Raw genomic sequence first — 13098 nt, forward strand, 5'->3', positions numbered from 1 at the left:
TTGCATCTCGCTATCCGCAAGCTCGGTAGCATCATATGAACGAACGGAGCCGATAATGGACCACGCTCATTGCGCGCATCAACATGGTGACACCGCGGCAGCTGACGACGGACGATACGACGCCGTTCCAGCGGACTATGAAGGCCCGGTTTACACCTGCCCGATGCACCCCCAGGTTCGCCAACCCAAAATGGGTTCGTGTCCGCTTTGCGGCATGGGGCTCGAACTTGAATCGGCCGCTATGGTCGAAGAGGGCCCCAACCCCGAACTCGTCGACTTTACCAGAAGGTTCTGGATCGGCGCGGTGCTCACACTCCCACTGCTGGTGCTCACAATGGGGCCATTTCTGGGCTGGCCAGGAGTGCGCGACATTCTGGGCGAGCGCGCCACCTTGTGGACCGAATTCGTCTTGGGAACCCCTGTTGTTCTGTGGTGCGGATGGCCGTTTCTTGAACGGGGTTGGAACTCGTTCAGGACTTGGAACCTCAACATGTTCTCGCTCATCGCGATGGGCGTCAGCGCGGCTTGGATATTCAGTGTTGCAGCGATTGTTGCCCCCGATATTTTTCCCGACGGCTTTCGCGATGCCGAAGGCCACGTGGGTGTCTATTTCGAAGCGGCAGCGGTCATCGTAACTCTGGTCCTGCTAGGCCAGGTGATGGAGCTGCGTGCCCGTGAAGGCACCGGCAAAGCCATTCGTGCGCTGCTCGATCTCGCTGCTAAGACAGCCCGTGTGATCAGGGACAATGGCACCGAGGATGAAATCCCGCTCGAAGAGGTCGTTGTCGGCGACAGGATCAGAGTGAGACCGGGCGACAAAGTCCCGGTCGATGGCGTGGTTCTCAAGGGGCGCTCATCAATCGATGAAAGCATGATTACCGGCGAGCCCGTTCCGGTGGAGAAAGTCGAAGGGGACGGCGTCACAGGTGCAACAATCAATGGTACGGGCAGTCTCGTGATCGAGGCTAAGCGCGTCGGCTCCGATACGATGCTTGCACAGATCGTCGATATGGTCGCCGCCGCTCAGCGCTCGCGCGCACCAATTCAGAAATACGCCGATAAGGTCGCTGGACTGTTCGTTCCGGCAGTCATTGCGATTGCCATCCTCGCTTTCATCGCTTGGGCTGTCTGGGGACCGCAGCCTGCCTTGGCCTACGCGCTGGTAGCAGCTGTTGCCGTTCTGATCATTGCCTGCCCGTGCGCTCTTGGTCTTGCAACACCGATGTCGATCATGACTGCAACCGGCCGAGGCGCTCAGGTCGGAGTGCTCATCAAGAACGCCGAAGCGCTCGAGCGCTTCGAAACCATCGACACGCTGATTGTCGACAAGACCGGTACGCTCACCGAAGGAAAGCCCAGACTGGTTGCTGTCACCGCCGAGCCAGGGTTTGAACAAACGGAGCTGTTGCGCTTGGCGGCCTCGCTCGAACGCGGGTCCGAGCATCCGCTTGCAGAAGCGATCGTCCGCGGAGCCGAAGAGCGCGGTCTCGAGCTTGCAAGCGCGGAGGATTTCGAAGCGATTACCGGCAAGGGCGTGATTGGCCGCGTGGCCGACAAATCGGTTGCGCTCGGCAACCTCGCACTCATCACCGATATGGGCCTTGATGGCAGATCGCTGAGCGAACAAGCCAATGTCCGGCGCGATGACGGTGAAACCGTGATGTTCGTGGTCGTTGGCGGCCAGATCGCAGGGCTCGTTGCCGTTGCCGATCCGATCAAGGAATCAACCCCGGATGCGATCCGTTCGCTTCATGAACTCGGTCTCACGATCATCATGGCTACAGGCGACAATGAACGCACCGCACAAGCGGTCGCGGCCCGTCTCGGTATCGATGAGGTAAGAGCAGGCGTATTGCCCGAGGATAAGGCCAAGCTCATCCGCGATTTGCAAATGAAAGGCACCAAGGTTGCGATGGCAGGAGACGGGGTCAACGACGCGCCGGCGCTTGCGCAAGCCGATGTCGGCATCGCGATGGGCACCGGAGCCGATGTTGCGATCGAGAGTGCGGGTATTACCCTGGTGAGGGGCAATCTCGACGGCATTGTGCGCGCGCGCAGGCTCGCGCAGGTTACGATGCGGAACATTCGCCAAAACCTGTTCTTTGCATTGATTTATAATGCTTTAGGCGTGCCGATCGCCGCAGGTTTGCTCTATCCTTTCTTTGGCATCCTGATCAGCCCGATGTTCGCGGCCTTTGCGATGAGCGCATCCTCGATCTCAGTGGTGGTCAATTCGCTTCGCCTGCGCGGCGCAAAGCTCTGACCAGCATGGGGCAGCATTGCGCAGTCACACCTGTGGCCAATGTGGTGAATATCCAGCCCTGATAAGCGAGTCTTTATCCAGAAGATATTGATTGCTCGAAAATTTCTTGAGGGATGCGATCGAAATATTCGTACCGGGTCTTGAAACCTTCGCCCGCCTTGAGGCGAATCACGGGGACTGTTTTGCAAACGCACGAGCACGACGACCAGACGAGCGGCACTGGCTCAATAAGCCTTCTTGGCGGTGTCGCGATGGGCACGGGCGTGATGATTGGCGCCGGTATCTTTGCCCTGACGGGCCAGATCGCGGAACTGGCCGGGCCGCTCTTCCCTCTATCATTCATCGCCGGCGCGCTTGTCACGTCGCTTGCCGCATACAGCTACATCAAGATGTCGAACCGCTGGCCTTCATCCGGCGGCATCGCGATGATCCTCCAAAAGGCGTACGGCCCCGGCGTTGTTGCCGCATCGGCCTCGCTCCTGATGGCGCTGTCGATGGTTATCAACGAAAGCCTCGTCGCTCGCACTTTCGCCACTTATGCTCTGCGGCCGTTCGAGTTGGAACAAAACGGTTTGCTGGTTTCAGTCCTGGCGCTGGGGCTGATCGTCTTCGCCTACCTTGTGAACGCCGCTGGAAATCGATCCGTCAGCGGGTTCTCCTTGGTCATGTCAGCTATCAAGATCGGCGGGATCGCCGTGTTTGCTATAGCTGCAATCTGGGTCAGCGGCTTTGCCTCGGGCGCGTTCAGCGAACCTGCCACGACGTCTAGCGGCGAGGCTCTGTTAGCTTCGGTAGCGTTCTCGATCCTGGCGTTTAAGGGGTTCACCACGATAACCAATAGCGGGGGCGAGATTGTCGATCCCCACCGCAATGTCGGCCGCACGATAATGATTTCGATCGCGGTTTGCGTCGTTGTCTATTTGCTGGTCGCGGTTGCTGTAGGCTCAAGTCTCTCGATCGCCCAGATCGTGGAGGCGCGTGACTATTCGCTCGCTGCTGCTGCAGAACCCGCGTTGGGAGACCTCGGCTTTTACTTCACCGTCGCAATCGCGATCACCGCTACGGCTTCTGGTGTCATCGCCAGCGTTTTCGCCGTGTCACGAATGCTGACCATGTTGACCGAGATGGAGATGATCCCGCATAGCCATTTCGGAATGAGTGGCGGCATACGCAGCCATATGCTTGTCTATACGGTGGTCGTTGCAGGCGCTCTTGCGGTGCTCTTCGACCTCTCTCGCATCGCCGCCTTGGGCGCCTTCTTCTACCTTGTAATGGACATGCTCGTGCACTGGGGGGTGTTTCGAAACCTGCGTGAGGAAATCGGCGCGCGCGCATCCATTCTGTTGGCCGCGCTCGCAGCAGACGCGGTGGTTTTAAGCGCATTCACATGGGTCAAACTGAAAAGCGATCCGGCGATCGTCCTCTATGCCGTTCTTGGAATTGGCGCTGTGTTCATCGCCGAGTGGTTCTACCTCGCGCGTAGATCGTCGCAGGCGCAAGATTCCTAACCCAAGATCTCTGTTGAGGAAAGGTGGCGGCCACTCAACCGCGGCCGAGACCATGAGGAAAGTTTCATCAATTTTGAAACTTCTTCGGACGGTTTGGGTAAGAATCCACAACGTCGGAATGAATGAAACGAGGCCTAAATGACCACGAAAACTGCAAAAGTTTACCGGATGGTGATGGACGATCACACCTGTCCCTATGGAATCAAGACGGTCGATCTTCTCAAGCGCCAGGGCTTCGAAGTCGAAGACCATCACTTGACGAGCAGGGACGAGACCGATGCTTTCAAGGAAAAGCATCAGGTCGAAACCACACCGCAAACCTTCATCAACGGAGATCGGATCGGCGGCTATGACGACGTGCGCGAACACTTCGGGAAAAGCCGCTCGCAGCCCGAAGAAGGCGAGACAAGTTATCAGCCTGTAGTGGCGATTTTTGCGGTCGCACTGCTGCTGGGGCTTGGCCTAAGCTGGTCGTTCTTCGAAACGCCTTTCACTGTCCGTGCAGCCGAGTGGTTCGTCAGCCTTTCTATGACGCTGCTCGCGCTTCAAAAGCTGCAGGATGTTCGCAGCTTCTCCACGATGTTCCTGAACTACGACCTGCTCGCCCAAAGGTGGGTGCCCTATTCCTTTATCTATCCCTTCGGCGAGGCAGCCGCCGGAATTTTGATGACTGCGGGCGCCTTGACGTGGCTTTCGGCACCGCTCGCGCTCTTCATCGGGACGGTCGGCGCAGTGAGTGTCTTCAAGGCTGTCTATATCGATAAACGTGAATTGAAATGTGCCTGTGTTGGTGGCGGGAGCAACGTGCCGCTCGGTTTCGTCTCGCTGACCGAGAACCTGTTCATGATTGGTATGGGCCTTTGGATGGGCTTCAAGGCCTTTGCATGATTGGCGCCCTGCTTCTCTCGGTTGCCCTCTTCTTGTTGGCGATTGCCTCACACTTAACGACGCTTGGTGCCGCGCACAGACTTGTCGATAGGCGAACCGATCTCTCTGCGAAGATGGCGGTTTCGCTCATGGTGCTGTTCTCGCACCTCCTGGTTGCGGCCTTGTTCGGTTTTGGGTTCTGGTTCGGCACCGCGTGGGGGCTGGGTAGCTTCGACACACCGGACGCCATGACCTGGATGGACTACTTCTATTTCTCCCTCATCAACGTGACCACGCTCGGATTGGGAGACATTTATCCCACCGATCACCTGAGGGTGATCGCTGGAATCGAGGCCCTGACAGGCTTCGCCTTGATTAGCTGCTCGGCCCAATTGTTCTGGAAGATGATGACACAAGGAGAAACACAATGACCGATAAATCGCACTCCTCTCACGAGGGTGGAGGAGGCAATTACTGGCGTTTCATGGCCATGGTCGCGACATCGACCGCGATCATGTTTTTCCTGATGTATTCGAACACCTTTGACGCCGACGATCTGTTCTGGAGCGAAACGCGCTTTTGGATGACGTTCGTGATGGGCGGCATGATGATGATCGTCATGCTCCTCTTCATGTGGGGCATGTACAAGGATCGCACCAAGAACTTCATCATCGTTGGCGTCGGCGCGCTCACCATGGCACTCGCTCTCTGGCTTGTTCGCAGTCAGACGACGGTCGACGACACGGAATACATGGCGGCCATGATCCCGCACCACTCCATCGCGATCATGACCAGCGAGCGAGCAAGCCTCAAAGATCCCCGTGTGCGCGAACTCGCGAAAGCGATCATCGTCGCGCAGCGCCGGGAGATCGCTGAGATGAAATACCTTATCGACGACATCGAACAAAACGGTCCGCGGACCGAAGAACGTTTGCCTGAGGAGATCCAGCAATGAGAAGCGCCGCTATCCTAACCCTGGCGACCCTTGGCCTCGCTGCGTGCAACACAAACACCGCCCCCGGCAACGACCGCGAGGCACATCTCGATCCGCCCGTGCAAGCAGCTCCCATTGAAGATGCAAGCACCGCGCTTGCCAATCTCAGCCCTGGGCTGATGCTTCCTGAAACCATGACTGATGCCGATCTGGCAGCCCTCGATGCAGAAGGCGATTGCCAATTCCGGCTCACCGAGGTCGCCTATCCCTCATTCGTGTATGACAGCGAAGGGCAAGGAGCGATCAAGATCAACGGTCGGCTCATCCCGGTCTCCAGAGATGAACAAGGGAACTATTCGAATGGCGAGCTTCGGGTGACCACCCGCTTGCTGGATGATGAAGGCACAGCTGGGCTCCGTATGCAGGAAATGATCGTCGTCGCGCCTCGTGCTTCTGATGAGTTTGGTTTCTGGGGCTATACTACTTGCGGGACGGAAGGTGCATGAAACCGCGAGCGCTGATCATGATCGCGCGGCCTGATGTCGCGTTAGCGACAGGCTCTCATGAGATCGCTGCAGGCGGTCCCTGCCTCCTTTCTTGCAGAGAAGAGACAGGGCGGCTTGTGAAACCAGACCTTAGCATTTAGCGTAAAGACCAAGCATGGCTTTGTATCGAACCTTTCTGACGTTGTTCCTCTGTTTTGGCTTGATCTTCCAAGGGTCAGCGACAGCAGCTGCGATGCCTCAGACAGAGCCGATGCTGGCTTCTGATTGCGCTCAGATGATGCACCACTCGGAAAAAGGTGAGGCCGCTCATCACCATGGCGATGATACTGACGCCCCGTGTGAGAACATGTCGGTTGATTGCTTGCTGGCAATGAATGCGGTTTCTGCTGTTTGGGTGGGGAGCGATGCGCCTTCGCATGTTGTTAAGCCATTTTCCGACGGCCCTGTGTATTTGTCGAACATTACCTCACCTCTGCTCAGTCGCGCTTCTGCGCCCGATTACCCCCCTCCACGAATCTGACTTGATTGAATAACCTGAAGGCGAATTGCCCCTTCTGATTGCGCGGTCTCAGCGCTGCAATGCACCGTCATTGCCGCCGGACCTCGGCACGCACATCAAGTGAGATTTTTCCATGAAACGGTCCATAGGCGGTATCCTTGCCGCCGCCCTGATGCCAGCGCAGGTGGTGCTTGCGCAGCCAATTGGCTATGAAGAAGCCTTGCGAGCAGCGCGCGAAGATCAGCCGCTGCTCCAGGCCGCGCAATTGCGTATCGACGGCACGCGAGATGCCTCGGAAGCCGCAGATGAACTGCCCGATCCTGTGCTGCGTGGCGGGATTGCAAACTTGCCAATTACAGGGCCAGTAGCGTTCGAGTTTGATCGCCAGCTTCCAACGCAGATTGCTGTTGGCATTGAGCAACCAATCCCGAACCTGGCCCGGCGCAGAGCCCGTCGAGACGTAGCGGAGTCAGATGTAGCGCTCGCGCAAATGCGATTTGGGGTTGCGCAGCAGCGGATCGATATCGCCACGTCAACTGCCTGGATCGACCTGTATTATGCGGAGGAAAAACTCGCCTTCGCGCATACGGCTCTCAGCGATCTGCGCAGGCTTCAGCCGGTGGCGAACAGCGCCGTCGCTTCGGGATCGGCTCGTCCGGCCGAAAGCCTCGCCATTCGCCGCGAGCTTCTGGTCATCGAAGATGCGATCACAAGAATTGAAGCCGAAAGAGATGCCGCACGCGCCATGCTCTCGAGCTACATTCGAACGGACAGCCCTGCGGTCGCAGGTAATGCGCCAGCGGCCAATGTCGACAGCGACAGCCTTGAGCAAGCTCTGGACTTCAACCCCGTCATCCGTCTTGCCGACGCAGCGACCGGACGAGCAGAGGCTAGCGCTGACCTGGCGCGCGCTGACTTGCGCCCCGATTTCGGAGTCAGTGTGAATTATGGCCGGCGCGATCCTGCCTTCGGTGATGCATTCTCCGTCATGGGATCGGTCACCCTGCCCATCTTCACCGATCGGCGTCAAAAGCCGCGCATTCGTGCCGCCGAAGCTGAGGCCGCCGCCGCACAGGCGGAGCGCGACGATCGATTGCGGGCGCTGCGAGTCCAATTCGAGTCCGATCTTGCCTCATGGCGCAGCGCGAAGCGCCAATGGGAACGCGCGCGCGATGAATTGCTGCCTCTGGCCCGGCAGAGAGTCGAACTGGAGACGGCGAGCTTCGCCGCCGGAAACGCGGACCTGATCGACGTGATTGCAGCAAAGGCGGATCTAGCTTTGCTCGATCTTGAAATCTTTGAACGCGAAGCTGCGACCGTGGAATGGGCCGAAATGCTTCGCTTGACCTATGGGGAGCAACAGCCATGAGCGATGCGATCAAGAGCTCGGGTCTTTCAAAACGGACCTATGCAATCATTACAGCCGTCGCGCTTGTCAGCCTCGGTGTCGGATACGCGCTCTCGCTCCTAGGAGGTGAGAGCGAGGGTGGGATGTCGGGCTCCTCGGAGACGGAGTGCGAAGAGGTGCTCTACTGGTACGATCCGATGGTGCCGGGACAGCGCTTTGACGAGCCCGGCAAGTCGCCCTTCATGGACATGATGCTGGTTCCAAAGTGCGCGGGAGAAGCGGCCGAAGCGGGCGTGCGGATTGATCCCGGCCTGGTCCAGAATTTCGGCATCCGCACTGCAGCGGCCGAGTTCGGAGTTCTCGAGCCGGAAATCACCGTGACGGGCGTCCTGGCCTACAACAGCCGAGACGTGGCCATCGTCCAGCCAAGAGCAGGCGGTTATGTCCAACGAACCTACGGCCTTGCCAAGGACGACGTGGTGGGTCGAGGCGCTCCCATCGTCGACATTCTGGTCCCTGACTGGGGCGGCGCGCAGCGCGAGTACCTCGCCGTGCTGGATACCGGTGATGCAGCGCTCGCAGATGCCATGCGGCAACGCATGCGCCTGCTCGGCATGACCAATGCAATGATCGCGTCTGTCGAGCGAACACGCCGTGCCCAAACCACAATCACCGTTGCGGCGCCTGTGGGCGGCGCTGTTACCATGCTCGGCGTGCGACCAGGCATGACGGTGATGGAAGGTCAGACACTGGCCGAGATTACCGGCTTCTCCCCGATATGGCTGGAAGCCTCTGTGCCCGAGACACAGGCAGCAAATGTACGGCAGGGTCAGACTGTCAGCGCCACTCTGGCAGCATTTCCCGATGAACGATTTGCGGGGCGCATTACCGCCATTTTGCCCAGCGCCGATGCAGCTAGCCGGACGATCACCGTACGGGCTGAACTACCGAACCCCCGCGGCAGACTGAAGCCGGGCATGTTCGCGCAGGTGTCGCTTTCGCCCGACACGCGTCGTGCGCTGCTGGTGCCGTCGGAGGCGGTCATTCGAACCGGACGCCGCAATCTTGTGATGCTCAAACAGGATGAAGGCGCCTTCCTGCCTGCAGAGGTCGAAATCGGACGCGAGGCGAATGGCAGGACCGAGATCCTGGCAGGCCTTGCCGAAGGCGAAGAGGTCGTCACATCCGGGCAGTTCCTGATCGATTCCGAAGCGAGTTTGGCCGGGATCGATGTCAGGTCGATCGACGGAAGCATGGATATGGCATCCGACGGCCCGGCAAAGATGAAAACCTACACTGCCACGGGAAGCATCACGAAGATTGCCGGAGCTTCGATCACTCTCAATCACGCGCCGGTGCCGGCACTCGAGTGGCCGAGCATGGTCATGCCCTTCGCCCTAGCCGACGCCTCTCTGGTCGAGGGTCTCGAGCCGGGCGATGATGTCGAGTTCACATTCTCGCAAGCCGACACCGGTCCGCGCATCGAGTCCATTCGGAAGGTCGAACGATGATTGCGCGGATTATCGACGCGTCGATTGCCAATCGGTTCTTCATCGTTCTGGCAGCTATCGCAGTCACGCTGGCCGGCTTCTGGGCGGTGCGGGCAACGCCAGTCGATGCAATCCCGGACCTGTCCGACGTGCAGGTCGTGGTGCGCTCGAATTATCCGGGGCAAGCTCCGCGCATCGTCGAGGATCAGGTCACGTACCCGCTTGCGACCACGATGCTGTCGGTGCCGGGCGCGGAAACAGTGCGCGGCTATTCGATGTTCGGCGACAGCTTCGTCTATGTGATATTCGAGGATGGGACGGACCTCTACTGGGCACGTTCGCGCGTACTCGAATATCTCAACCAGGTGCAAAATGAGCTGCCCGAAGGAGTAACCAGTTCGCTGGGGCCGGACGCGACGGGCGTCGGCTGGATATACGAGTATGCTCTGGTCGACCGAACAGGAAACAGCGATCTGGCTGACCTTCGCAGCCTTCAGGACTGGTTCCTGCGCTATGAGCTCCAGACCATTCCGGGCATCGCCGAGGTCGCCAGCGTCGGCGGCATGGTCAAGCAATACCAGGTCGTACTGGAACCTTATCGGATGGCTTCGCTCGGCGTCACCCATAGCGATGTCGTGCGCGCAATCCAGGCGTCCAATCAGGAGGCCGGCGGATCGGTGGTCGAGATGGGTGAGGCGGAATTCATGGTCCGCGCTTCAGGCTATCTAACGTCTTTGGAAGACTTCAGGCAGATTCCGCTCAAATCCGTTGGGAACGGTATCCCTGTCACCTTATCCGATGTCGCCACGATCCAGCTGGGCCCCGAAATGCGACGAGGAATCGCCGAGCTCAATGGCGAAGGCGAGGTCGCAGGCGGCATTGTCGTGCTGAGGCAAGGCGAGGATGCACGCGCAACCATCGCGGCTGTCGAAGAGAGGCTGGAAGTGCTCGAGGCAAGCCTTCCCGAAGGGGTCGAGATTGTCACGACCTATGATCGTTCGAAGCTGATCGACGCTTCGATCGATAATCTGACCGGCAAACTCATTGCCGAATTCATCATCGTCGCGATCGTATGCGCGCTGTTCCTGTGGCACGTCAGATCCGCGTTCGTCGCCATCGTCACGCTCCCGCTAGGGGTTCTGGCCGCCTTCATCGTGATGCGTTTTCAGGGCGTCGATGCCAACATCATGTCCTTGGGCGGGATCGCCATCGCCATTGGCGCGATGGTCGACGCCGCCATCGTCATGATCGAGAATGCGCACAAGCATATCGAGCATTGGGAAGAGGAACATCCCGATGAGGAACTGACCAACAATGAGCGCTGGAAGCTGATTGCGGAGGCGTCGAAAGAGGTGGGGCCAGCGCTTTTCTTCAGCCTTCTCATCATCACGCTTTCGTTCCTCCCGGTCTTTACTTTGCAGGCCCAGGAGGGGCGCCTCTTTTCGCCGCTGGCCTTTACCAAGACCTATGCGATGGCGGCGGCAGCGATCCTGTCGGTGACACTGGTTCCTGTACTGATGGGCTGGCTGATCCGCGGCGAGATACCCAAGGAGGATACCAACCTCCTCAATCGTGTCCTGACCAAGGCCTACCGGCCCGGTCTCGATTGGGTACTCAGCCGCCCCAAGACCACTCTGGTCGTGGCAGGCCTCGTATTTTTAACAACACTGGTCCCATTCACCCGTCTTGGTGGTGAGTTCCTGCCGCCGCTCGACGAAGGAGACCTCTTGTACATGCCGAGCGCGTTGCCCGGGTTGTCTCCTGGGGAAGCGTCGGCATTGCTTCAGCGTACGGATCGGCTGATCAAAACCGTGCCGGAAGTGGATACGGTATTCGGAAAGGCCGGCCGTGCGGATACGGCCACCGACACAGCACCCCTCACGATGTTTGAGACCACGATCCGCTTCAAGCCGCGCGAAGAGTGGCGGCCCGGGATGACGCCAGAAAAGCTCGTCGAGGAGCTTGACCGTGCGGTGCAGGTGCCGGGGCTTGCCAATGTCTGGGTGCCGCCAATCCGCAACCGCATCGACATGCTTGCAACCGGTATCAAGAGCCCGATCGGCGTAAAAGTGTCTGGCGAGGACCTGGCCGAGATCGAGCGCGTGGCGTTGCAGGTCGAAAACGTCGCTAAACAGGTTCCCGGCGTCAGCTCCGCTTTGGCGGAGCGGCTGTCCGGAGGCCGCTATGTCGACGTGGACATCGACCGGGTCGCTGCGGCGCGCTTTGGTCTGAACATCACTGATGTGCAGCAGATCGTGTCAGGCGCGATCGGCGGTGCGAATATCGGACGGACCGTCGAAGGGCTGGCCCGTTATCCAATCAACGTGCGCTATCCGCGCGAAATCCGCGACAGCGTCGAAGAACTGCGCGCGCTTCCTATGCTAACCCCATCAGGGCAGCAAATCACGCTCGGAACCGTCGCGCAGGTGAGCGTCAGCGATGGCCCGCCCATGCTCAAGAATGAGCAAGGACGTCTTATTAGCGTGGTTTATGTCGACACGCGCGGGCGCGATCTGACTTCGGTCGTAAGCGATCTTCAGGCAGCAGTATCAGAGGGCGTCGATCTGCCCGCGGGCGTGAGCATTTCTTACGCAGGCCAGTTTGAATATCTCACCCGCGCCAATGAGCGACTGCAGGTCGTCATTCCAGCAACGCTCGGCATCATCTTCGTTCTTCTCTACCTGATCTTCCGCCGCTTCGACGAAGCTTTTCTCGTCATGGGTACGCTGCCCTTCGCGCTCACAGGCGGCTTCTGGCTCCTCTACCTGATGGGCTACAATCAGTCTGTCGCGACATCGGTGGGTTTCATTGCCCTAGCCGGCGTATCAGCCGAGTTCGGCGTCATCATGCTGATCTACCTCAAGTCCGCGCTCGCCCGGCGCAAAGGCGCACTCGATGCGGACGGCGTGGGCGAAGCCATCAGGGAGGGCGCACTCCTGCGCGTCCGCCCCAAGGCGATGACTGTGGCCGTTATTCTGGCCGGTCTCTTCCCGATCCTGATTGGAACCGGCGCAGGTTCGGAAGTCATGAGCCGCATCGCCGCACCCATGGTGGGCGGCATGATCACTGCGCCACTGCTTTCCATGTTCGTCATCCCCGCCGCATATCTCTTGATGCGGCGCCCACAGCCCAAGCGGCCAACACAATCCAAAGGAGAAATCGAATGCGTACCTCAAACCTAATCATCTTGCTGGCCGCGCCCTTGGCCCTCGCCGCTTGCGACAGCGGGCAGGAAATGGAGTCCATGGACGAAATGGGGACGGACGAGATGTCGATGGAAGGACACGACATGTCAGCGATGGAAGAGAGCGCGGGAACAAGAACGGCCAGCGCTGTCGGCACCGTCACCGCCATTGATGCCGAGGCAGGCACGCTCACCGTCGATCACGAACCCGTCGCCGAACTGGGTTGGCCTCAGATGGTGATGGCTTTCGACGCCAGCGAAGAGGTGCGCGGCGATGTGGTCGTTGGCGATAAAGTCGAGTTTACGGTCGAGGCGACCGATGAAAGCAACACGATCACCGCGCTGACCAAGCAATAGAATTGAAAAGCCCCGTCCGCGAGGAAATTGTCACCCTTGGCCGAAGTATCGTCAGTTCGGCCAAGGGTGTCTGTTTGGGACAAGGATCTCGCAATCGCGATTGCCAGAAGGACCAGCTCTCGGTGCGTTGTGGCAATACGTC

General features: G+C 59.1%; 10 protein-coding genes. All 10 read left to right on the plus strand.

What is annotated here, in order from left to right:
* Positions 1-4: 4 nt before the first annotated feature.
* Complete coding sequence (locus K3178_RS12740) at positions 5-2263, plus strand: copper-transporting P-type ATPase (RefSeq protein WP_425594620.1); 2259 nt, start codon at positions 5-7, stop codon at positions 2261-2263.
* A 182-nt stretch (positions 2264-2445) separates the two neighbouring features.
* The gene (locus tag K3178_RS12745) at positions 2446-3771 is read left to right on the plus strand and encodes an APC family permease (protein ID WP_034953532.1); all 1326 of its coding nucleotides are present in this window, start codon (positions 2446-2448) and stop codon (positions 3769-3771) included.
* Positions 3772-3909: 138 nt separating this feature from the next.
* A complete protein-coding gene (locus K3178_RS12750; protein WP_034953530.1) occupies positions 3910-4659 on the plus strand; it encodes a glutaredoxin family protein in 750 nt (249 codons plus the stop codon).
* On the plus strand, positions 4656-5069 hold the full coding sequence (locus K3178_RS12755) for a potassium channel family protein (RefSeq protein WP_034953527.1): 414 nt from the start codon (positions 4656-4658) through the stop codon (positions 5067-5069). The genes K3178_RS12750 and K3178_RS12755 overlap by 4 nt, the downstream gene beginning before the upstream one ends.
* 59 nt (positions 5070-5128) lie before the next feature.
* Positions 5129-5593: a DUF305 domain-containing protein gene (locus K3178_RS12760; protein WP_370632317.1), complete on the plus strand. Its 465-nt coding sequence runs from the start codon at positions 5129-5131 to the stop codon at positions 5591-5593.
* Entirely contained in the window at positions 5590-6078 is a 489-nt protein-coding gene (locus tag K3178_RS12765) for a DUF6692 family protein (protein WP_034953522.1), read from the plus strand. Before K3178_RS12760 ends, K3178_RS12765 begins: the two co-directional genes overlap by 4 nt.
* 632 nt (positions 6079-6710) lie before the next feature.
* Complete coding sequence (locus tag K3178_RS12770; RefSeq protein WP_034953521.1) at positions 6711-7946, plus strand: TolC family protein; 1236 nt, start codon at positions 6711-6713, stop codon at positions 7944-7946.
* Positions 7943-9436 (plus strand): efflux RND transporter periplasmic adaptor subunit, encoded by a 1494-nt coding sequence (locus tag K3178_RS12775; RefSeq protein WP_034953519.1) that lies wholly within the window; start codon positions 7943-7945, stop codon positions 9434-9436. Before K3178_RS12770 ends, K3178_RS12775 begins: the two co-directional genes overlap by 4 nt.
* Positions 9433-12597 carry an efflux RND transporter permease subunit gene (locus K3178_RS12780; RefSeq protein WP_221571798.1) on the plus strand — a complete coding sequence of 1055 codons (3165 nt, stop codon included), beginning with the start codon at positions 9433-9435 and terminating at the stop codon, positions 12595-12597. Before K3178_RS12775 ends, K3178_RS12780 begins: the two co-directional genes overlap by 4 nt.
* Positions 12579-12956 (plus strand): copper-binding protein, encoded by a 378-nt coding sequence (locus K3178_RS12785; protein ID WP_247713782.1) that lies wholly within the window; start codon positions 12579-12581, stop codon positions 12954-12956. The genes K3178_RS12780 and K3178_RS12785 overlap by 19 nt, the downstream gene beginning before the upstream one ends.
* Positions 12957-13098: the final 142 nt, after the last annotated feature.

It is taken from the genome of Qipengyuania sphaerica (assembly GCF_019711595.1).
GTDB classification, from domain to species: Bacteria; Pseudomonadota; Alphaproteobacteria; order Sphingomonadales; family Sphingomonadaceae; genus Qipengyuania; species Qipengyuania sphaerica.